This is a genomic window from Natronosalvus halobius, assembly GCF_024138145.1.
Lineage (GTDB): Archaea > Halobacteriota > Halobacteria > Halobacteriales > Natrialbaceae > Natronosalvus > Natronosalvus halobius.
This window is the reverse complement of sequence record NZ_CP099997.1, coordinates 1581855-1604592: the sequence shown is the minus strand read 5'-3', so window position 1 is coordinate 1604592 and position 22738 is coordinate 1581855. Positions and strand designations below refer to the sequence as shown.

Sequence of the window (22738 nt, the reverse complement as noted above, 5' to 3'; positions counted from 1 at the left end):
GGCGAACACACACTGCCCGAACCGGGTCATTTCGAACCGCGAGCGTCCAGCCACTCCTGGACCTCGTCCCGGGTCGGGAGCGCCGTCATCGCCCCGGGCTCGGTCGTCGCACGGGCGGCCACCGCGCTGGCGACGGTCAGGGTCTCCTGGAGTCCTCGACCCTCGCGAAGCGAGGCGACGAGCCCGGCGACGAACGCGTCGCCCGCGCCGGTGGTGTCGACGACGTCGGCCTCGAAGCCGGGATGCTCGAAGACGGCTTCGGGCGTCGGTGCCGTCGCGTTCGTCACCACCATCGCGCCCTCGCTCCCTCGCGTGAGGAAGACGGTGTGGGGGCCACAGTCGAGGGCGTCGCGGGCGACGGCTTCCGGCGTCTCGCCGGCACAGCCGAGCGCCTCGAGTTCCTCGACCGTCGCCTTGCAGACGTCGGTGTGTGCGAGCGCCCGCCGACCGATCCGTTCGAACGTCTCCTGGTCGGCCCACAGTTCGGGCCGGTGGTTGGGATCGAATGAGGTGGTACAGCCCAATTCCCGGGCGCGCTCGAGCAACTCGAGGGTCGCCTCGCGCGAGCGGCCGCTCGAGAGGGTGACGCCGCCGGTGTGGACCCACTCGAGGGAGTCGAGGGTGTCGTCGTCGACGATACCGGGTGCGAGGCGTGTGTCGGCGGTCCCGTCGCGGTAGAACGAGAACGTGCGGTCGCCCGACTCGTCGTGGGTGACAAACGCGAGGGTCGTCTGTGCGTCGGAGTCGACCTCGACGAAATCGTTGGGGAGGCCGTGATCGCCGAGGACGTCCACCAGGTAGCGCCCGAAGGGGTCGTCGCCGACGCGCGTCCATAGCGCCGGGACGTGTTCGAGACGAGCGAGCGCGACGGCGACGTTCGCTGGCGCGCCACCTGTTCGGCGTTCGAACTGGTCGACGGCCGAGAACGGTCCTGGACGGTTGGGGAGGAAGTCGACCAGCGTTTCGCCGGCGACGAGGATGGGTGCGTTCATACGGGCGGATCGGTGTCCTCGAGTATAGTGTTCCGGGTCGTGCACGTCGCTCGCAAACTCGAGTGCCGAGCAAGAAACCGGGGCCAAAAATTTGATCTCGAGTAATAATTTTCTCGAAGTCGTAAAAACAGGTTCTGACTAAAGAAGAAATATTTTCTAATGGAGAGGCTTTAAGAGGAATGACGACGTAGTCGGACGTGGGATGAGCACTCAAAAGACCGTCCGTCAGCAGGCCGACAAAGTCGAGGAGAACGCACTGCGACTCGACCAGGAGAAGGCCGAACAGGTCGTCGACGCACTGAACACGGAGCTCGCGAACGCGTACGTGCTGTACCACCAGCTCAAGAAGCACCACTGGGTCGTCGAGGGCGCGGAGTTCCGCGACCTGCACCTCTTCTTCGAGGAGGCCTACGAGCACGCCGAGGAAGGCGCTGACCTGATCGCCGAGCGCGCACAGGCGCTAGGCGGCGTCCCCGTTTCGGGCCCGTCGAACCTCGAGGACCGAGCGACCGTCGAGTTCGAGGGCGAGGACGTCTACGACATCCGCACGATGATGGAGAACGACCTCGAAATCTACGGGGAGATCATCGAGTCGATGCGCGACAGCATCGAACTCGCGACGAACCTCGGGGATCACGCGACCGCCCAGATCCTCCGGGAGATCCTCGTCGAGGTCGAGGACGACGCCCACCACTTCGAGCACTACCTCGAGGACGAAACCCTCGTACTCGAGGAGGCGACCCACTGAGGCGGTCGCGAGCGCGACCATCGCGCCGCGTCGACGAACCCGTTTTACACCGTTTTCGCTCCTCGAGAGTCTGAACCAGTATACATCGTCGCTCGAGCGAGAGGCAGTGACAACTGGTGCTACGTGGTGCGTTCGCTGGGACCAGCTTTGGACGCGTCGTTCACAGGGTTTTGGAAAGGGAGAATCCAACATTCCACGTCCACTGACGAGCCGGTTTCGCGACGTGAACCCGATGGAGGTGCGCCCACCGGCTGTCACGGTACCTGTGACGCCTCGTCTCAGGCCTCGCGCAGTTCGCGCAGTTTCTCGCGACCCGGCGCGATCAACTCGTCCAGGTAGCTCGCGAGCGTCCCCTTCGCGTCCGCTGGGTGGAGTTCGCCTGACTCGAGGTCGCTCGCCAGGTCCTCGTAGCTCCCGTACTCGAGGTCCCCGCCGTACTTCTCGGGTCGCTCGACGACGACCGTCTCGAACCGGGGGAAGACGTGGTACTCGAACAGTTCCAGGACGGGGTTCTCGAGGTCGCCCTCCGGGTCGCGGGTCGGCGGACAGAATGCCGAGTTCACTTTCTCCTCGAGGTCGTCAACGGAGTCCTCCATCGAGATGGTAACGCCCTGGCTCGATGACATCTTCCCCTCGCCGGTGGTGAGGTCGGCGACGATGGGCGTGTGGAGACACGGACGAGCCTCGTAGCCCAGGCCGGGGAGTTCCTCGCGCATCAGCATGTGGACCTTACGCTGGTCCATCCCGCCGACGGCGAGGTCGAGGTCGAGGTACTCGATGTCCAGCGCCTGCATCAGCGGATAGACGACGTGGCTGACCTTCGCCGTCTCGCCCGACTGCAACTCGGCCATCGCCCGCTGGGCGCGATTCAGCGTCGTCGATAGCTCGAGTTCGTGGAGGTCGAGCACGTACTCTTCCTCGAGCTGGTAGCTCGAGCCGTAGACGAACTCGGTCTGGGATTCGTCGAGCCCGTAGGCGAGGAACTGCGCGCGCATCTGTTCGGCGGTGTCCCGAATTTCCTCGAACGTTCCCTTCCCGTTGAGGTAGGCGTGGACGTCCGCGAGCAGGACGACGACCTCCATGCCGGCGTCCTGGAGGTCGATGAGTTTGTTCGCGGTGAGCAGGTGGCCCAGGTGCAAGACGCCGGAGGGTTCGTAACCGACGTAGACGCGCTTGCCGGCCGGATCGGCGGCGAGTTCGCGTACCTCCTCGTCGGTGACGACCTCGTCAGCGTTTCGCGTAATCAGGTCGTAGGTGTCCATACGTGGACGGTACCGGAGCAGGGATTTATGCGTTCTTGAACGATGCGAACGCGACTCGAGGTGTGCTATAATTTTTATAGTAATGACCGAGCCCCGAGTGCTTACTCTGGCGTCCTCACTTGTCGAACACGAAACGAAGCGGCAACCCGATCGCGAAACAAAGCGCGGCCAGGATCATCCCAACCGGTGGGATCGGCGCGATCACGAACACGATACCGAGCAGGATGAGCACTGTCGAGAGGCGAACCATACCGGTACGTTCGAGAGACAGCCGTGTAGCGGTGATGCCGGCAGATGCAGCGTCCACCAGCACGAGGGTCGTCAATCGGCCGTCGTCGCGTCGGTCCCCGAAACCGCTGGCGACGACCGCCAGTAGGCTTGGGCGTACGCGCCGACGAACATGCCGGCGATACCCCAGAGAATCGCGTAGTTGCCGATTCCCAGGCTGGCGTAGGCGGCGCCGGGACAGATCCCAGAGAGTCCCCAGCCGACCCCGAAGATGCCGCCGCCCAGGACGACGTTCCTGTCGAGGGATTTGAGCCGCCGGCCGTAGTAAGCGCCGGTCAACGGAGCCGTCCCGAGGACTCGAGACGCGCCGAAGAAGGCGAGGCCGGTAACGGCGGCACCGCCGAACATGACGAACAGGAGGCCGAAGTCCTCGAACTGGAGGAACGAGAGGACGACCTCCGGCTTCGCCATCTCGCTCAGCGCGAGGCCGACGCCGAAGACGAGGCCGCCGAGGAAGACGACGGGTAAGAATAGCGGGTGCTGATCGTGTTCCTGGACGACCTCGCCGGGATCGGCGGCGCTCACGGCGACACCCCCGCGGCCATCGCCAGTTGTGCGGTTACGATCGCGACGAGGAGGAACGAGAGCACGCCGACGAACGAGGTGCTCGAGGCGGAGCCGACGCCACAGACGCCGTGACCGGAGGTACACCCCTTCCCGAGACGGGTGCCGATGCCGATGAGCACGCCGCCGACCAGGAGTCGCCACGGGGCGACCGCCGTCACCCAGGCCCCGCCGCCGGTCGCGAGCGTGTAGAGCGCCGCTCCGGAGACGATGCCGAGGGTAAAGACGACGCGCCAGTCTCGAGAGGCGCGATAGCGGTCGAGTCTCGAGAGCGACGAGCCGTACGAGAGCGTCGACTCGAGGAAGGTGCTCGCGCCGGGCGCGATGGCGGTCGCGAGGTAGATGGTAACGACGCCGAGGCCGACCAGGACGCCGCCGAGGGCGTAGTGATCGATCCCGTTGGGGAACGGTGCGGCCGGAAGGAGCGACTCGAGTGGCATTGGTGTACTCCCCGAAAGGGGGCGCCCCTAGATCAATGTTTCAGCCGCGGCATTGATTTCACTAATTTAATCCGGACATCGTCGACGCGAACTCGTCCCGAAAACTCGTCCACGACCCGATCGGTCGGGTAGCTCGCCCTCATTCGGCGGCCGTCGATGCGGTCAGCGTTTCGAGTTTGCGTGCGGTGTACCCGAAGACGTTGCGGTAGCCGTAGGGCGACAGCAAAACGGGATAGAAGGATTCGGTGGCGACCTGTTTCTCGCCGTCGGCAGCCGCGAACGCCGCGCCCTCCTGGACACGCTCGAAGTTGTCGACGAACACCTCGTAGGTGTCGGCGGCCGTCTTGTCGATTCGGTCGACGAGCTGGTAGACCGGGAGGTCCCGCCGAACCGTATCGCCCGGGAGCGCCCCGACGGCGGTCAGGAACGCCCGTGTGAGGCGGTCGGCGTTTTCGGCCGCAGCGTCGCTTCCCTGCAGTCCGCACTCGACCTCGATCGCATCGGCCCCGCTGAACAGCCGCCCGCCAGCGAAAGGGCCGGTTTCGACGAGCGCCGTTACCGGCAGCTGCGGGCACAGGTCTCTGGTCGTCTCGCTCAGTTCGTCGACGATGGCGAACGGGTCGGCGTGGCTCTGCGTGGAGTGCATCGAGAACGTGAGACAGCCCTCGAGTTCCGCCCCGAGTTCGTAGGCGAGTCGGCCCTCGTGTGTCTCCGCTTCCGGGTGACCCGGAAAGGCCCGGTTGAGGTCCTCGTCGACGTACCTGACGCCGCGCTCGAGGGCCTCCTCGTTTGCGACGACGAGCTTTACTGGGCGTTTGACCGACGGTTCCTCCTCGATCAGCCGTTCCACAGCGCGGACGCCGCAGGGCTCGTCGCCGTGAATGGCGGCGACGACCGCGAGTTCTGGCGTCCCGGACCCGAGCCGTACAACTCTCATCGGCCGTCCTACGACCGTCAGGCTCAAAGGGGATTCGGTCGACGACAGTCCGCGAGAGCGACCTGTTGCCGTCGGCGACGGCGGGCGAATATTCAAGACGCGGCCGTCCCTGCACTCACCTATGAACGACCTCACCGATGCGGACGCAGGCATCTACGCGTTCGAGTCGACCTACCTCGAGCGGTTCGTCCAGGTCGGGATCGCTAGCGGTCGGGTGATGTCGGTCTCGTTCCCGGACCAGCCGGACGAGAACGCCGTCGTCGACGATCATCCCGTCCTGGATCGCTTCGCGGAGTACCTCGAGGGCCTCTCCGAGGTCGACTTCGCCGACCTCGAGGTCGCCCTGACCGTGCCGACTGACCAGCGATCGGTGCTCGAACAGGTTCGTGGGATTCCCTACGGAGAGAACGTCGACGTCGCCACGGTTGCTCGAATGGCGGGACTCGATCCCGACGACGAGGACGACACCATCCTCGTGCGAACGGCGCTCGACGAGAATCCGATTCCCATCATCTTCCCCGACCACCGGGTCCGGGACGGACCGAGCGCTGCTCCACCGTCGGTCGAACAGAAGTTGCGGTCGCTCGAGGAACTGTAATTGCTGGCACCGGTCTCCGCGAGTGTCAGCCCGTCGTCGAACACTCGCGGGCGACCGTTCGTGACCGATCCTGGTTTCGGCGCGACGATACTCAGGGAGGGAGTAATTGAATATGGTTACTAAACCGGATCGAGGATACCACGAGTGGTTATTATTACCCTTCGAGTGGAGCAACGGACTATGCTCGACGACGTCGTCTCACGGTCGGCACTCCAGGCTCGGAAGCGAGCCTTCGTGAAAACGCTCTGCTACCGGCTCTTCATGATCCTCATCACGACGGTGGTCGCGTGGGCCATCGTCGGGGAGGTCGGCGCGGCGCTCAACATCGGGATCGTCACGAACGTCGTGAAAACGGGGACGTACTACCTCTACGAGCGGACGTGGGACCACATCAGCTGGGGTGTCTCGGCGTCGACGTAGGTCGCGATCACGAGGCCGTCAGGACCGCATAGACGTAGAGCCCGATCCCGACGAAGACGGCGATCGATGCCACGGAATCGATCAGGATGTCGACGACGACGACCGCGACAAGCTGCGCGATTCCGCCGACGACGAGACAGATGCCAGCTCCTCCGAGTGGAGAAAATGTCTCCCTGGCACTGGAGAGGAACACGGCACCAACGCCCAGGGCAACGAATCCGAATACGGCGTTTGCGGCGCGTCGAACGGCGAAAACGTCGGCGATCTCGGCGTAGAAAAACAGCGCGAAGTAGAGCACGATCCCGGCGACGATGGCTCGCTGGACGGTGTCCGAAACGGACTCGAGTTGCTTCATACGCGTTGGAGGAGGGCCAGGTGTTTAGATAGTCCGATAGGTGATTGAGTCACGACTTCTGGAGAGTGACGTCCTCTCGTCCGAAGACGTACGTCTCGTTGACGCGAAATGGGGGATACGCGAGGTGGTGGTCACCGAACACGGGCGGCCGCCCGAACCGTCCGGAGTCAGGGCGAGAATCGGTGGAAACCGACGACCATAGCCAGCAGATGGATCGATACGCTACTCGAGAAGCACGACAGCCGATTCCGTCTCGATCATCTCGCCGTCGCCCGAGTAGGTTCGCTCGTACTCGACTTCGAAGAGGTCGGCCTCGAGTTCTTCACCGGCGACGCGGAGAACCCCTTCCTCCTCGTCGATTTCGTAATTCTCGCTCTCTATTTCCGAATCGATCTCACCGACTTTCGCCCCGTACTTCGGGCCGAGGGTCGAATAGTCGAGGTCGATCGCCGTGATTTCGGTCGCGATTTCGGGCTCTTCCTCGAGCACAGTTAGCTCCTGGACTTGCATCACGCTCTGGACCGCATCCTCGAAGCCCTCGAGAGGGCCGTAGACCGAAACGGACCCGAGATCGGCGTTCAGCGGGAGTTGTTTCTCACTCTTGTATCGGCGGAGTGCGGAGATGACCTCCATGGCGGTCTCGCCGGCCTCGAGGTCGGCCTCGTAGTCCTGTGATTCGGGCCAGGCTTCGGTGTGGATGCTGTCGAAGTCGACGGCCCCGGTGTCTTCGCTCCCCGTATACCTCGCCTGCCAGATTTCCTCGGTGGCGTGAGGGAGAATGGGCGCCCAGAGCAGGAGGAAGGTTCGGTGGGCCGTCCGCAGCGCGTACTGCGTCGAGGCGCTGTCCGCGCGCGATTTGGCGATTTCGAGGTAGTCGTCACAGAAGGTGTTCCAGAAGAACGTCCGGAGGTGGTTGCGGGCTTTGGCGAACTCGTAATTCTGGAAGTGTTCGGTGAGCGTCTCGACGGTAGCGTCGAGTTCCGCCAGCAGCCAGCGGTCGATCGCCTCGAGGTCGGCGGGTTCGTCGGGAGTGGCTGGTGCGAGGTGGTCGACCAGCTTGGAGGCGTTCCAGAGTTTGCGCAGGAGTTTCTCGCCGGCGACGATGTCCTGGTCCTGGAAGGGGAAGTCGTCGCCGACGGCGGCACTGGCCGCCCAGAACCGGACGGCGTCGACCGGATACTCTGCGAGCACTTCGGCGGGTTCGACGACGTTGCCGCGGGATTTGGACATCTTCTCGCGGTTTTCGTCCAGGACGTGGCCGTTGATGAGCGTCGCGTCGAAGGGCACTTCGCCGGTGTGTTCGTAGCATTTGACGATGGTGTGGAACAGCCAGAAGGAGATGATGTCGTGGCCCTGCGGGCGGAGGTCGAAGGGGTAGAGTTCGGGGTTTTCCATCGTAAAGGCCTCATCCTCGGTGTCCCAGTCCCAGCCGGCGTTGATCAGCGGGGTCAGCGAGGAGGTTGCCCACGTGTCGAAGACGTCCTCCTCGGCCTCGAACCCGTCGTGACCGCACTCGGGGCAGCACTCGACCGGCGGGTCGTCGCTCAGCGGATCCACGGGTAAATCGGCCTTCTCGGCGATGACCGGGTGATCGCACTCGCCGCAGTACCAGACGGGGAACGGGATGCCCGAATCGCGCTGGCGCGAGATGAGCCAGTCCCACTCGAGGCCCTCGATCCAGTGGCGGTACCTGGTATACATCTTCTCGGGGTACCAGTTCATGGCTTCGCCAGCCTCGAGGTACTCATCTTTGTGGTCGAGGATTTCGACGTACCACTGTTTGGAGACGCGGTACTCGACGGGGGTGTCACAGCGTTCGTGGACGCCGACGTCGTGGACGATTTCGCGGCGGTCCCTGAGGAAGCCAGCGTCCTCGAGGTCCTGGACGATGGCCTCGCGGGCCTCTTCGGTGTGCAGCCCCTCGTAGTCGCCCGCGAGATCGGTCATGGTCGCGGTCTCGTCGATGGCGACTCGCAGGGGCAGGTCGTGGGCCTGGTACCACTCGATGTCGTTCTGGTCGCCGAAGGTACAGCACATGACGACGCCGCTGCCTTTCTCCACGTCGACGCGGTCGTCGGCGATGATCGGCACCTCGTGACCGAAGATGGGCACCCGTGCGGTTTCACCCACGAGGTCCTGGTTCTCGTCGTCGTCGGGGTGGACGAACACGGAGACACAGGCCGGGAGGAGTTCGGGGCGAGTCGTCGAGATGACGAACTCCTCGCGCGGCGGATTCTCTCCGGCGAGTTCGAAGGCGATGTCGTTGAAGTACGAGTCCCGCTCGTCGTCCTCGGTCTCGACCTGGGAGATGGCCGTCTCACACTCGGGACACCAGATCGCGGGTGCCTTCTTGCGATATTCGCGCCCTTTCTCGTAGAGGTCGATGAACGAGAGCTGTGAAATCCGCTGGACGCGGGGCTCGATGGTCTTGTAGGTGTGGTCCCAGTCGATCGAACATCCCAGCGACTGCATCTTCTCGGTGAACTCCGCCTCGTACTCCGCACAGACCTCGCGACAGAGCTGCTGGAACTCCCGGCGCTCGTAGTCCTGATGGCGAATGTCGAGTTCCTCCTCCGTGAGCCGTTCGGAGGCGATCCCGTTGTCGTCGTAGCCGAACGGAAAGAGGACGTCGCCGTCGGCCATCCGCTGGAAGCGGGCCGCGAAGTCCTGCAGCGTCGAGCCGTAGAGGTGGCCCATGTGCAAGCTCCCCGACACCGTTGGCGGCGGCGTGTCGATGGCGTAGGTGGTGTTCGGGTCCTGGCCGGGTTCACCCTCATAGGCGTAGGTTTTTGCGTCGACCCAGCGCTGCTGCCAGCGCCGCTCAGCTTCAACTGGGTTGTACTCGCCCTCGAGAGACGGTTCAGTATCGATTGTGCTGTCTTCTTGTTCGGGTGTATCCATCTTCTTTCTCTTCCTGGTCATGTTGGGGCCGATCGATCATACGAACGGTGACGGTGAATTCGTCCATTGCGTACCGGGTGTTGCTCGGTGAGTGTTGGTCGCCAACAATAGATTCGTCGAAACGGACGATGTGGTGCTACGGGGCTCCAACAACAATCCCGTCACACGGATCGACGAACGCGTTGGCCGTGACCACAACTGAATCGAGCATACGTAACCGTACTCGAGCGATCATTTATCGGTTTCGTGTCTGGCTTATGAGCGCTGTGCCACGGAATGACGACTGAAACGAGTCTCGAATTCTTCAGTAAAGCGATGCAGTTGGACGAGGGGTCGGCGCTCGGGCAGGTCAATTATCCGAGGGTAACTGTTCCTCGAGTACGTTAACGCCAGCGTCCAGGAGGATCTTCTTTAGATACCCCCTGTTTTGGAAGTACACATTGTGTTCCTCGTACTTCTCCAGGCTAACGTTCTTTGACTTCCGTAAGTCAGTTACGTCAGTGACGGAGATTACGTACGAACGCATCTCGATGTGAGGGTCGTCCAGTCGGTCTTCGAGGGCTTTGATCCGATCGTTCAGTTTCACTTTGTTCGATTTTTCGATGTCCTCTGGCTCGAAGACCATTCCGTGTGGATCTAAGAAGATGATCGTTTGCTTATCGTCGGACTTGATCCAGAGGATAAAGTCGGGATATCCACCCTGTTCGAAACCGATTCCTGTCCCCTGTGGGTTCCTGAGAAGGTAGACATCCTGTCGACGGAGGGTACCTGCGTCGATGAGCGCATCGAGCCGTTCGACTAACCGCTGCTCGCCCTCGTTGAGCGCCTGTACAGGTGCTTTCAGCCGGTCTTCGCGGTCCTCTGCTTCGATCCGTTTTTTGATGAACAGCGGATCGTAGAGACTTCGGTCGAATTCGAGTCTATACGCGTTCGTCGACCGGTCGTCCAGTGCCAAAATCTCGTTCATCGTTTCGACGATCTCTGGCTCCTCGGGAACCCGAAACGTTAATTCGAAGTTCAGTTCGGGATCGTCCGGTTGAAGCAGTTGATACTCACGGCGTTTGTCTTCCCAGTCGGATTTCTCGGCACTGAACACGTTGTCGACGTAGGACCGGAGAATAATGCGGACGACTTCTTCAGTCTGCACTTTTGCTTCGATCGGATCATCGAAGTGGAGTCGGGATTCTGGACAGGTAAGGGTGAAATGGTCGTCTCGAATAACCGTCTCGATCTGGGGTACATCGAGGATGAGGTTAGAGTAGCCCTGCTGTTGTTTGTAGTCGATTAGTTCGATCAAGAGTCGGTCCCAGTCTACGAGATCGAGATCGAGGTCCTCGCTCCGTGCATTGTACTTCTCCTGGGCACGTGTTTGCGTATCCGAACTCCGTAATGTTTGGACGTTAGAATACAGATCGACAGCCGGCGCATGCTCCTCGGATACTGGCAGTTTCAGGCTAGTCGAGGAAACGAACGCCGCGTCCTCTCGCTTTCGTGGAATAGGCAATTCGTCCTCGAGCAGGTCGGCTTTTACGGTCGTTTCGACACTCCGTCGAACGAACCTGGTTGGGATATTTTCTTTCTGTAATTGCGCCTCGAAGTCCTTGATATAGTCTGCCTTGATGCCGAAGACGTTCAGTCGCTCCAGGACGTGGATGTGCTCTGGGAGTTCTGCGTCGGGGATTTCTAGGTACGAACTCCGCTTCAGAGCATTGTTCATCCCGCGCAGACGGATCCCACGGCCGAAAATTTGGATGATCTCGGAGCCCTCGCTGCGTCCAACACGCATGAGGCCCATGCTCGCAACGCGGTAACTATCCCATCCATCGGTGAACTTCTTCGCGCCGATGAGGACGTTGATGTTGGAGTCGTCTGAATTCAACTCCGTGAATAGTGCACGCTTGAATTCCTGCTCTTCAGTCGTTATCTGCGTATTTTCTTCGATGCGCTTGATGAATTTTCGCGTAGAACCGATACTGATGAGACCAAAGTACTTCTCGTTGCGGCCGACCCGTAGTCCGATCTCATTTTCAGCGTTCTTGAGGTGAACGACGCTCAATTCGGCGCCCGATGATGCGTTAAATACGAGATCGAGTATTTCATCGTAAATTTCATCGGCAGATAACGAGTTCCCCTCGAGATAGTCGAACTTGTTTTCGAAGAGACTCCGTCCTTCCTCGTCTACGAACTCCGTACCAGACAACACGTCCTCGATTTCGTAGATAACGGTATCTCGCTCTCGGAGGAATCGTGCGAGGAATCGGACTACCGTTTCGACGTCGGAGGCTTTGTCTTTCTTCGTGATCGTTCGGCCACTGACCGCGTTGACCGTTTGCCCGACGAAGATCCAGAGTGGATTTTCGAGATTGAAGGGCGCCAACTCGGCTTCATTTTCGACGTAGTACTTCTTCTGTTCGTAGAACGAGAGCAGGTTAGCAGTGAGGTATTTGCCGCGGCGCAACTCGGTTTCCTCGGCGAGGTTCAGGATGTCGTACTCTTTCCCAAATCCATCGACGTGGAAGTTTCTGAAGGAGTAGTCGAAGATGATCGACTGAACGTAGCGATTCTGGAGTTGCTCGTTCTCGATGGAACTGAGCGCCTGGCCAAACGTGGCGCTGTACTCGAACGAGAATCCACCGTCGCCAATTACTTGCTCCCGATAGGTAATCCACTGATCACCTTGTGCGCCTTTGTGACCTTCATCAACGAAGACGAGATTATCTCCCTCGAACGTGTCGACAGCGTACGTTTTCTCGCCAGTTTCGTCGCTAATTTTGTGGATGTCTAAGACGTCGATTGTCGTTCCGGAACTGGAGTTACGCTCCGGGCTAAAGCGGCGTGCGTCGATTCCGCTCGCTTCGAACTCCTCGAGGTGTTGATCTGTCAGTCCCTCGTTTGGCGTGATCAACAGCACGTTTGCCGGCTCCTGGTCGCTGTATCTCTGAAACTGCCAGAGGTTTGCGTGCATTATGAGCGTCTTCCCTGAACCGGTCGCCATCCAGTAGGCGAGTTTACTGAGCGTATCCTCTTCCAGGGGGTACAGATCCTCGACGTCGAGTTCAGCCCGTTTGTCCTCGATCAGGAAGCTGAATTCCTCTCGCAGTTTCTCCTCGTAATTGTAGTAGAGGTCCAGGTAGATCTCGGTGAACAGCAGCGAAAGGTACTGAAAGTACTTGAGACGGATATTCTCCTCACGGTTTTTTGCTAACCGTCTCTCGTACTCCGAGATGTTTCGATCGTACTCCTCAATGTGTTCCCAGAGCCAGTCAGTCGGTTCCAGCTCGGTAGTAAGTTGCTCGACGAATCGGCTTCGGTTGTCAGCCTTGAATCCCTCTTCAGCATCGTTGAGCGCGTCTCGGAACTGATCGAAGCTGTCGGCGCCGAATTTGCTATACAGGTATTCGGTCAGCACTAGTTTTTGGTCAAAGTTTTCCATCAGTCACCACATCCGATTTCCGAAGGCCTTCTCAATTGAACGCGTCTCAGGAAGAGCGCTGTCGCGATTGATGTACAAGACGTCTTCGTCGTCGACGACTTCGTCACGCAAGAAGTCTCGTTCACGCTCGAAGAACTCCGCATCGTCGTCGTCGTATACGGGCCGCCAAATGACGGTTACGTCCCCGTCTTCGTTTTCTCCGTGAACGACTCTGTATTCGCGATCGAGTCGTTCGTAGCGCCGAATCCTGTCGACGTGCAGTCCGAGCAGGTGGTTGAAGGTCTCGACCAGGTCTACGGGCGTGTCTTCCAGTTCGTCCGCTGAACGAATTTTCATCTGGTACTCGAAGGGGGTTCGCAACTCGTCGATTTCGAGGAGTGAGGACCCTTCGAGTTCGAAATCGAGGAAGTACTTGAGATGCCTCCCAGTGAACTCGTCTATTCGGCTCTGTTGATCGTCCGATTCGAGGTTATCGAGTGTGTCTTCGTACTGCTCCAGGGAGTAATACTTGAAGACGTGTGAGACGCTCTCGTTGTCCGTAGCGATGGGCGTTCCATCCTCCCACTCGTCGCTGTAGACTGACTTGATGATTCTGGGCTTTAGCACCTCCTTGAAGTGTTCACCCATGTCGATGACGATGTACTTTCTCTCGCTTCCTTCCTCCTCGTTCAGTCGAATCGTGGCTTCAGCAGTCGTTCCAGATCCGGCGAAGAAGTCGAGGATGTAATCGTCGGACTGGGTGCCCAGTTTTGCGAACTGTTTGACCAGGCTGACCGGCTTCGGGTTGTTGAACAACCCACGTTCGCCAAACATATTCCGTAGATAGGTCGTTGCGTTGGTCGTCGTATCGAGGTCGTCCCAGAGCGTGGTCGGGGTGGTACCGCGTTCTTTCGCCTCGTCCAGGAACCGCTTTCGCTTCGGTCGTCCAGTTCCTGTCTTTCCGAAGACGATTCGGTCGTCTTCTTGCAACTGCTGGAACGTCTCGAAGTCGTTCTTCCAGCTATTGCCATCTTTCGGCGTGAAGGTCTCGCCGGTCTTCGGGTTGGTAATTTCGTATCGCTGATTAGGTCGTTCCCCACCAACTTCGAAGGGATCTGCTTTCCACGGGCCTCGCGGATCGTCGTCGGGGTTCTCGAAGCCGTCTGTTATCGCCGGCAGCCGGAATTCGTCCTTGTTAGCTTTGAATAGCTCTTTGTCCTTCGCGAAAAATAGGGTGTGGGTATGGGCGTTCGAGATTGGAGCGGGATTCGTTACTGATTTAGTCGAGTTCCAGATGATATCCGAGACGAAGTTTTCACGACCGAACACAGTGTCGAGGGCTTTCTTTAGATTCGAAAACTCGTCGTCGCTGATGGAGACGAACAGTTTGCCATTGTCTGTGAGAAGTTGTTTTGCGAGGGAGGTCCGATCGTACATCATCGACAACCAACTGGAACTCTGGAAGTTATCCTTGTAGACGAACCCCTCATCGTCGCCGGTGTTGTATGGTGGGTCGATGTACGATACTGCGATTTGATTCCCGAATGTTGGCTCGAGGAGGTTCAGCGCCTGGAAGTTCTCGGATTGAATTGCAATTCCATCCACCGCATCGTTCAGTGGTTCAATTTCCTTCAGGATCTCGAAGACGAACGCTGTATCGAAGTACTGCGTGTCGAGCATTACCGACGGATTGTTTCGGAGGAACGTCTCGTCGATAGCCTCACCAGTTGTGAATCTCGATAATCCCTCGTCTTCACTATCGTCAATCGCGTACAGTTCTTTCCAGGCTTCGATCTGCTCGTCGTTGTCCAGGATCTGCGAGTAATAGTCTTCTGGGACGTGGTCGAGCGTAATACAGTATTCGCTCCCGACGACGAACTTCTGCTTCTCGAAGAGCCGTTTCTGGAAGTTCTCGATCTCGGAGACGAGGTCGATGATGTCGGTGGCGATGTTCTCGATAGCGTTCAGCCTTGCACGGACGTGAAACGGAATCTCACCCCGCTCTTCAGTAATTTGTGTCCAGGAGAAGATTTCGTTTTTGAGGTAGAACTCGAGTTCTCGCTGGAGGAATCCGTTCAGATCTTTGTGGATGAAGTAGTCGCTTTCGTTCTTCGTCCGATAGCTCCGTAGATGACGCTGTAGCACGGTGCTATCGCTCTGTTTGACGGCCGAATCTTTTCGAAGCGTTTCCGCAAGTTGGGTACTTGCTCGAGAGAGAATCCGTTTCTCGATCCCTTTTTGGATATCTCGTCCCTTTGTTCGAGATCCTTCAGAGAGGTCGTACGTTTCGTAATCGTCTGGCGTCAGCGACCGATATTCGAAGTGTACGGTGACGTCTCGACCGTCCTGAGTCAGTGAATTGGATTCCCTGAGAACGAAATATTTCCCTTCGTCTTTCCGGTCATTTCGTTTGACGTGAGCGTCGTGGACTTTGAACGTGATAGTATACGAATCTTTACGGAACGTATAATCCGTAAATTCCTCACCAGTTTTGACGAAGTATTGCTCTCTGTTCGCCCAGTGGAGCGTGACCTCTTCACCATTGTATGGGATTGCGTACTTTTCTTGGTTCGCGGCTCGGCGTTGAGCGACGAAGTCACCGTCGTCGTAGTACCGTTTAAAGAACCGATAGAGATCCTGATAGATTGCTGCCTCGGTTTGTTCGGCGACTTCAGCCTGCTCGATCGCTTGCCTGGCGTCGAAATAGGCTTCTTTCCGCTCTTTGGCGATCCCCTGCGCGTCGTCTGGAAGTAGCCCTTCGTCGACGTTACCGTGCTCGTCGACCCAGTTTGGAAAGTCCTCCTGAATTTGTGTCTTCGCTGCTTCGAGCCGGCGTCTTGCGTCTTGCTCTTTCGCCGATCGAAATTCGTCTAATTCGTTTTCAACGCGTTCCGGCAAGCCCTCGTCGAGAAACGCTCTAATTTCAGCGCGCTTCTCGTTCATTATCCGATAGATGCCGAAGTCCAGGTCGGCACTCTCGAACTGAAAGAGTTCCTCCAGGAGTGCTCGAAATCGCTCGTAATTTTCAGTTCTATCTGGCTTCTCCCGCAGTCCATTTTCCTCGAGAAATGATAACAGTAACCGACGCTTAGAAGGTGATTTGATTCCTCGAATGTCACCGAGTTCCTCCCAGGTGATGCCCTGCAAGTCTTCGAGATCCTCATATCCTGCATCCTTAAAGTTCTCTATTTTTGACGGGCCAAAACCTCGTAGATCCGCGATGTCCTCGAGTGCAGCCATCGTCCCAACCCAGCGACCAACCAGTATTAATGATTCCGTGTTCGAGCCCTGATCTCTTTCTCGAGCCAGCTGAGTCGAGAAAACGTGCTACAGGAGGCCATTGCTTTCCAGATTCATATCTCCACAGAAAAGTCCGTAGTATCGTTGATCACCCAGAAGTGAGCGCCAATCTGACTAGAGAAATCGAACGATTCAGTGTCGAGATTTTGAGCCACGACCTTCTAGTCTCCATATTCAAATCTAATGAAAAGTTATTTCCTCCCACAAACAACCCGTCATACGATGTCGGATAAATCGAAGCCGATTGCTGATGTCGACGAGGAAGCGAAGAAGTTACTCATCGAGGTGATGGACGGTGAGGACTCTGGTGGCTTTGACGTCGATTCTATCTATTATATCGATGGACGAGGGTGGGTTGTAGTAGAATTCTTGAAATGTGATTCTGTACGCCCGTCCGAAAGCCACCCAAACAGATACTGGTTTAACAAGCAGAAATTCTTGAACTTGTGGCGCCTGGCGACTGACCTGGATGGCGAGTTGGTACTGGTGAACTACGAAGATTCACGGGACCAATTCAAAGTAATTGAAGTGGAGGAAATGGACGAGAGGGGTATTCGTGAGGACACACAACGCGAGATGGAATACGAGGAGTTCCAGGAGTATTTCGTTGGTTTGAATCGGTCGGCGCGTGGGGAGTCCAGCGGCTAGATTCGTCTTCTATCCGCGAGCGGTCTGCACTTTTACCGGCGCTCCCAACCAGGACTGTTCACGGGCGTCGTCGGCGATGCAGTCCCTTTGCTCGTCCCAGTCGGTGAGCGACTGGTTTCCGAAGTCGTCGACAGACATTGATTGGACCACTGTGCGAGATACCAGCTCTCGCAATCTGGCCTATCTCTTTTTTCTAGCGCGAAGACAACAGTAGTCCTGGAGCAGATTATCCCCTGTGGCCGACATACAAACTTATTGTCTGGTAATCCAACACGCTATGCATCGTGTCACTCAAACGGTCGAAATCGATCGATCGGCTGTATCACGAGGTCGCCGACTACGACCTCGTGATCGTCCCCGACTCGCCGCTGGCAGACGCCCTCAACCGCCGCCTCGAGCGACCCCATTTCGGGCCGTTCGCAATCACACCCCGGCGGCTCGCTACCCGCCGCCGAGAGACCGCGGAGGACCGGACGGCCTTCCTCGAAGTAATCGATGAGACCGATCTCAGCTGGAAGGAGGTTGCGTACACCGTCGGAAACGTGCTCCAGTGCTGGGAGTACCGGGGAAGCGCCGACGCAATCCTCGAGTACGAGGCGTTCGACACGCCGGCGACCAGAACCGTCGTCGACGTGGTCAGGTCGCTGCAGACGTCCTCACGACTCCTCGCAGACTACGAGATCGACGTTGCTGCAGACGAAGCGATTGCAGTCGTCGGTGAACGCCAGTTGACGAACCTCGAGCGGTCGATTCTCCCCGACGAGTACGATTCGATCGATCGGTTCACCGATGACGCGTTCGATCTTCCGGCGTTTCGAATCTTTGAGTCACCGACAGCGATCATCGATGCGATTCTCGACGCCGTCACGCGCGAGAACGCGAACGAGATCGGCATCGTACTCGAGGCAGGCAGCGACTATTCGCCGCTCGTCGAATCGGCTCTCGAGACGGCGGAAATTCCCTACTACGGCGGTCCTGGATTCATGGACGACCGGGATCACCGTGCGTTCGTTCAGTTGCTGCGCTGTACGACGGCTGGCTCCGACACCCGCGTTCGCACGATAAAACCGCTGCTCTCGTGTCTCGGTGCAACGGTGCCCGTCGAACACGACGAGAAGCGACTGGTCGACGTCGACGACCCCGAGATCGATTGGCTTCGTGCGTTCACCGAAGATGCGGACGCGCTCACCTTCGAAGAGACGCTGAACGCGTACGAAGATCGAACGGGGCGAACGCTCGAGGGGTTCCGCGAGGAACTCGATACACTGGGCGTACTCGAGGAGTCGATCACGGCGGACGCGATCAATCGCCTCGCGTTTTACCTCGAGACCTACGAGGTACCGATCGACCGGGACAACGAGGGAGTCCTACTGGCGGATGCGAAGTCGGCGTCGTTCGTCGATCGGCCGGTCGTCTTCTATCTGGGCCTCGACGAGGACTGGACCCACAACTCGCCTAACCGTCCGTGGGTCGACCGTGACGAGGAGTACGAGCGAAACGTAGACGGCTTCCAGACGCTCCTCCAGAGCGGTGTCGACCGCCACTATCTCGTCCAGGACGCGGCCGGTGGCTCACCCGTCACGCCGTGTCTCTACTTCGATGCGTTGCTCGAGACCGAATTCGATCGGTTCAGCGATCTCGCGTCGATTTGTCACGACCGAACTGACCGGTCGACCGGCGATGGATTCGATCGAGTACCGCTGGATGCAGACGTCGAACCTAAACGCGTCGAGACGGTCAGTCAGTCGAGTCTGAACACGTACGCGAACTCTCCACGGGACTACTTCTTCGGCCGACTCGTCGAGGGCCCAGACAGACACTACTTCGTCGAGGGAAATCTCTTTCACGACTTCGCCGAGTTCGTCGCCAACCACCCCGGGTTCGTCGACGATGCGCGTCTCGAGGACGTCGTCGACGTCATGATCGAGGAGACGCGTGCGTTTCATCGGGCGATCGACATCGTGACACAGCGGACGCGGTATCGAATCGGCCTCGAAACGATCGTCGAATATCTCGGCGAACACGCTCCAACCGACACGACGTTCCTGACGCCGTCGAGTGGCTGGGGGGCTAATTTCTTCGCAGAATACTTCGACCGCGATGTCGACTCACCGGCGACCGAGCGGTGGTTCGAAGCCGAGGACCTTCGACTCGAAGGGAAGATCGACCTCGTTCAGTCGCCGACACGGCTCGTCGATTTCAAGAGCGGAACCAGAAACTCCGCGTCGCAGGTAACTAAATACGCATCGCTCGATGAACCGAGTGACAGGCCGAACTTCCAGGCACTGTGTTATCTCACCTACTGGCGTCGACAACAGCCAAATGAAGCCCTCGAATTCACGTTCTTTCACTTCCTCGAGACGCTCGACGACGTCGTCACCGGTGACGCCACGGAGACGCTCGAAGACTGTCTGACGACGATAACCTACCACCCAATCGCGTTCGACGAGTTCGTGCAGTCCAGGACGGTCTTCGACGAACTCCGTGAAGAGGCCGCTAACGACTGTACCAGGACGTTCTCGAAAACCGACTACGAGACGTACCTGGCGACGTTCGACGCCCACGACGTCCCCAGAACGCGAGACGCGGACGAGATGGCTGATTCACCGTTTGGCAAAGCGCTGGTCGAACACCTCGTCGACGACGTTGGCGACTACAAGTACGTCAAAAATGGCTGTTTGCAGGCGTTCAGACACCTCTGTGGCTACCGCAAAGCGGGCTACTTCGTGGAAGACCTCGACGCGTTCGAGCGCTTCGTCGACGAGCAACTCGAGGAGTTGAACCGCTACCGTCGTGGCGACGACCGCTTCCCGATCGACGGTCGTGCTGGCGAACCGAACTACCGCTACGTGAACAATCGCGATATGCTACTCACTGAATCCCGATCGACTCGAGACGGTCTCCAGGCCACCCAGATCGAAGAACCACTCGAAGCCGAGCCAACGGGTGCCGAGGCAAACCGATGACGTCGCCGACTGACGAATCGTCTTCGGCAGCGCCGACACCCAACGAGGGCCAGCAGGAACTCATCGAGGGAACGGACGGCCTGTATCTCGTGGACGCCGGCGCCGGGACCGGCAAGACGTTCACGGTCACTCACCGGTATGCGAACATCGTTGCACAGGACGATGTCGAGCCCGACGACGTCCTCTTGATCACGTTCACTCGAAACGCGGCGACGGAGATGAAAGACCGGATCGTCACCAGCTGTGACTACGACATGCGGGCGTTGAACGACGCACCCATTCAGACCTTTCACAGTCTGTGTAGCGATATTCTCGATCAGCACGGTTTTCATGCGCCCGCCTACCTCGGGATCGACGAGGCGATCACCGGGTCGACGCAGATCCTCGAAAACGAGACAATCGAGCGGGAGTATTTCCGCGAATTCGTCGATCGCTTCAATGACGAGCACGACGAGTACGCCGACTTCCTCCGATGTCTCTCCGAGCCGACGACGCTCCTCGGTCTCATCAACAATCTCGCCGCGAAGGGCGTCTTTCCATCTTCGGACGGCTGGTATCGCGACTCCAGAGACGCTCTCGAGGGAGATTTCGACGCGTTCGAAGACGCGTTCGACGAGGTGAATCGGCCACGAAACGGCGGGAGTAAACAGTCGAAACTCCGTTCGCGTCTCGGCCGATACGGGAAGGGGAAGTGCTACCTTCCAGATGCTCCCGACCGCACCGAGTTACGCGGCGAATCTGGATCGAAATCCGTTCCCGAAGTCGTTGCCGGACGGGTCTTCACCGAGAATCGCGACCATCTCATCGCGTTCGTCCACGACGTGTACTTCGAGTATCTCGAGTTCGCACTCGGACGGAACTATCTGAACTTCTCGTTCCTCCAGCTGTTCGCGTTCGTGCTGTGCTGTGAGGACGACGACCTTCGTGAGTCACTGGGGTTCGAGTACGTCATGGTCGACGAGTTCCAGGATTCGAGCGAGATCCAGTTCAAACTCGCCTTGCTCCTCTCGGGGACGAGCAATTTCTGCGTCGTCGGGGACTGGAAACAGAGCATCTACTCGTTCCAGTACGCGGCCGTCGAGAACATCACCGAATTCGAGTCCCGACTCGAACACTTCGCCGACGAGTTGAACGACGATGCCGACCGCGTCTCGTTCCCGCTCGAACCCGTCACGCGGATCGAACTCGAGCAGAACTATCGCTCGACGCAGTCGATTCTGGACTTCTCCGAGAACGCACTCGTCGTACCAGGCAACAGTCGCGAACCGATCGACCGGAAGTCGACTCTCGAGCAGGTCGTCTCTCTGTCCGCAAACACCGAACGGGACCAGTCGCGGATCGAGGCCTTCCAGCACGCTGACGAACACGAAGCGATCCTCACGAAGATCCAGGACGTCGTCGGTAACGACGAATACGCGGTCGAAGACGACGGTGAATTGCGAGCGCCAACGCACGGTGACATCGCCGTCCTCACTCGAACGCGCGACTTCGCTCGCGAGTTGCTCTCGACCGCCGACACGTACGAGTTCCCCATCGCCTACGAAGGCGGAATCGAGCTGTTCCGGACCGACCAGGCGAAACTCCTGCTCTCCTGGATGCGTATCCTGGAGGGGGGATCGGCGGCCGAGCGAGGGTGGGCAGTCGTCCTCGAACGTGCCGGGTACACGCTCGACGAGATCGAATACGTTCTCGAATACGAGGCGTATCCCGATCCGATGCAGCGCTTCCGTTCCGAACTCGAGGCCTTCGAGACGCACGCGGCCGCTACGCGACGCGTTTTCGAACGCTACGGCTACGACGGACCGACGGCGGACGTCGTCCTCACGACGATCCAGTCGCTCCACCGTTCGACGACGATGACCCGGGGAGATCTAGTTCGAGTTATCGAAGATGGGATCGAGAACGGCTACACGCAGGATGTTCAGGCCGCCGCAGGCACCAATGCGGTCACCGTCCAGACGATTCACTCCGTGAAGGGGCTCGAACATCCGATCGTTATTCTTGGGAACATGAACAGCGGAGCATTCCCGCCGTCGGGAGGGTCCGGCGACACCATCAGTTACTCCGAAACGGCTGGACTTCGCCAGCGGAAGTGCTACGACGATGTCCACGGTAAACCACACGTCTACGACAACTGGTATGCCGATGTCCTGCGATGCTGTCAGCCGACCGAATACGACGAGGAGCGGCGTCTCCTCTACGTCGCGATGACTCGCGCCGAATCTCACCTGCTGTTCGCCGCTGGGGCGGATCCCAACACCTTCCTTCAGGAGTTACCAGTCGAGATCGAGACGCTCGAGCCACACGTTCTCCCAGACGACGTCGACGAGACGAAGCACACACAGTTCAGTATCGACGTTCCGGCGTCATCGGAACCCAAAGGTCGATCACCGCACTCACTCATGGACGACAGCGTCTACGAGGACGTTTCCGATGGAAGAGGGATGGACTTCGGTTCCCGAGTACACGAGTTCGCCGAAGACTATGCGCGTAGAAAGGATGTGCTGCCCGAAAACGACGACGAACAAAACGTGAAGGCCCTCCTGGATGGACTGCCGGGTGAGCTGCGAGTCGAGGAACACGCCTACCTTCCGCTCGAGGTCGATGGGACTCAGGTCACGCTATCGGGAGTGATCGACCTGGTTCACGTGACCGACGACGCCGTCGAGATCGTCGACTTCAAAACGGATCTCAGCCGTCGCGCCGAGTCCGAGTATCGAATCCAGCTCAGCGTCTACTACCACGTCCTCGACGAGTGGTTCAGTGATCACACCGTGACTGCGTCACTCTTTTATACGTCCGAGGGGACTCGAGTCGAGATCGAGCCGGTATCGAAAGCAGCGTTAGTGGGGTTAGCCAACAGTCGGTGATTCGTGACTGCCCCGCTCCGTTCGAGGTCGAGTTATT

The 22738-nt window shown here is 58.9% G+C and carries 17 protein-coding genes; 6 read left to right on the top strand and 11 right to left on the bottom strand.

The annotated features are described in order from the left end of the window. Positions 1–26: 26 nt before the first annotated feature. Positions 27–992, bottom strand: coding sequence for a carbohydrate kinase family protein (locus NGM15_RS07800; protein WP_253437487.1), 966 nt, complete (start codon positions 990–992; stop codon positions 27–29). A 202-nt stretch (positions 993–1194) separates the two neighbouring features. Here NGM15_RS07800 and dpsA point away from each other — a divergent pair, with 202 nt between their 5' ends. Beyond that, on the top strand, positions 1195–1740 hold the full coding sequence (gene dpsA / locus NGM15_RS07795) for a DNA starvation/stationary phase protection protein DpsA (RefSeq protein ID WP_253437484.1): 546 nt from the start codon (positions 1195–1197) through the stop codon (positions 1738–1740). Between the two features lie 278 nt (positions 1741–2018). Here dpsA and NGM15_RS07790 read toward each other — a convergent pair whose 3' ends face one another. The 5 genes from NGM15_RS07790 to NGM15_RS07770 form a co-directional block, all read right to left on the bottom strand. After that, entirely contained in the window at positions 2019–3002 is a 984-nt protein-coding gene (locus NGM15_RS07790; RefSeq protein WP_253437481.1) for a tyrosine--tRNA ligase, read from the bottom strand. A 115-nt stretch (positions 3003–3117) separates the two neighbouring features. Continuing rightward, the gene (locus NGM15_RS07785) at positions 3118–3327 is read right to left on the bottom strand and encodes a hypothetical protein (RefSeq protein ID WP_253437479.1); all 210 of its coding nucleotides are present in this window, start codon (positions 3325–3327) and stop codon (positions 3118–3120) included. Then, positions 3324–3815: a DUF6691 family protein gene (locus tag NGM15_RS07780; RefSeq protein WP_253437476.1), complete on the bottom strand. Its 492-nt coding sequence runs from the start codon at positions 3813–3815 to the stop codon at positions 3324–3326. Before NGM15_RS07780 ends, NGM15_RS07785 begins: the two co-directional genes overlap by 4 nt. Next, positions 3812–4294 carry a YeeE/YedE family protein gene (locus NGM15_RS07775; RefSeq protein ID WP_253437473.1) on the bottom strand — a complete coding sequence of 161 codons (483 nt, stop codon included), beginning with the start codon at positions 4292–4294 and terminating at the stop codon, positions 3812–3814. The genes NGM15_RS07780 and NGM15_RS07775 overlap by 4 nt, the downstream gene beginning before the upstream one ends. Positions 4295–4433: 139 nt before the next feature. Further along, complete coding sequence (locus NGM15_RS07770) at positions 4434–5231, bottom strand: M14 family metallopeptidase (protein ID WP_253437470.1); 798 nt, start codon at positions 5229–5231, stop codon at positions 4434–4436. A gap of 121 nt (positions 5232–5352) precedes the next feature. Here NGM15_RS07770 and NGM15_RS07765 point away from each other — a divergent pair, with 121 nt between their 5' ends. Together NGM15_RS07765 and NGM15_RS07760 are read left to right on the top strand one after the other, a co-directional pair. Beyond that, on the top strand, positions 5353–5829 hold the full coding sequence (locus NGM15_RS07765) for an MGMT family protein (protein WP_253437467.1): 477 nt from the start codon (positions 5353–5355) through the stop codon (positions 5827–5829). Positions 5830–6009: 180 nt separating this feature from the next. Beyond that, a complete protein-coding gene (locus tag NGM15_RS07760) occupies positions 6010–6249 on the top strand; it encodes a DUF2061 domain-containing protein (RefSeq protein WP_253437463.1) in 240 nt (79 codons plus the stop codon). A gap of 7 nt (positions 6250–6256) precedes the next feature. Here NGM15_RS07760 and NGM15_RS07755 read toward each other — a convergent pair whose 3' ends face one another. The 4 genes from NGM15_RS07755 to NGM15_RS07740 all read right to left on the bottom strand — a co-directional run bounded on the left by NGM15_RS07755 (position 6257) and on the right by NGM15_RS07740 (position 16157). Beyond that, positions 6257–6604: a hypothetical protein gene (locus tag NGM15_RS07755; RefSeq protein ID WP_253437460.1), complete on the bottom strand. Its 348-nt coding sequence runs from the start codon at positions 6602–6604 to the stop codon at positions 6257–6259. A gap of 222 nt (positions 6605–6826) precedes the next feature. Next, positions 6827–9505 (bottom strand): valine--tRNA ligase, encoded by a 2679-nt coding sequence (locus tag NGM15_RS07750; protein WP_253437965.1) that lies wholly within the window; start codon positions 9503–9505, stop codon positions 6827–6829. 349 nt (positions 9506–9854) lie between these two features. Then, positions 9855–12938, bottom strand: a complete 3084-nt coding sequence (locus NGM15_RS07745; RefSeq protein ID WP_253437457.1) for a DEAD/DEAH box helicase family protein — start codon at positions 12936–12938, stop codon at positions 9855–9857. Between the two features lie 3 nt (positions 12939–12941). Beyond that, complete coding sequence (locus NGM15_RS07740) at positions 12942–16157, bottom strand: site-specific DNA-methyltransferase (RefSeq protein WP_253437454.1); 3216 nt, start codon at positions 16155–16157, stop codon at positions 12942–12944. A 282-nt stretch (positions 16158–16439) separates the two neighbouring features. Between NGM15_RS07740 and NGM15_RS07735 the strand changes: the two genes are divergently transcribed. Beyond that, positions 16440–16865, top strand: a complete 426-nt coding sequence (locus NGM15_RS07735) for a hypothetical protein (RefSeq protein WP_253437451.1) — start codon at positions 16440–16442, stop codon at positions 16863–16865. A 9-nt stretch (positions 16866–16874) separates the two neighbouring features. Here the strand turns inward: NGM15_RS07735 and NGM15_RS18695 are convergent, their stop codons facing one another. Further along, on the bottom strand, positions 16875–17003 hold the full coding sequence (locus NGM15_RS18695) for a hypothetical protein (RefSeq protein ID WP_256499384.1): 129 nt from the start codon (positions 17001–17003) through the stop codon (positions 16875–16877). Between the two features lie 146 nt (positions 17004–17149). Between NGM15_RS18695 and NGM15_RS07730 the strand changes: the two genes are divergently transcribed. Both NGM15_RS07730 and NGM15_RS07725 read left to right on the top strand, forming a co-directional pair. Next, positions 17150–19831 (top strand): PD-(D/E)XK nuclease family protein, encoded by a 2682-nt coding sequence (locus NGM15_RS07730; RefSeq protein ID WP_253437448.1) that lies wholly within the window; start codon positions 17150–17152, stop codon positions 19829–19831. After that, a complete protein-coding gene (locus NGM15_RS07725) occupies positions 19828–22701 on the top strand; it encodes a UvrD-helicase domain-containing protein (protein ID WP_253437445.1) in 2874 nt (957 codons plus the stop codon). The genes NGM15_RS07730 and NGM15_RS07725 overlap by 4 nt, the downstream gene beginning before the upstream one ends. The last annotated feature ends 37 nt before the right edge of the window (positions 22702–22738 follow it).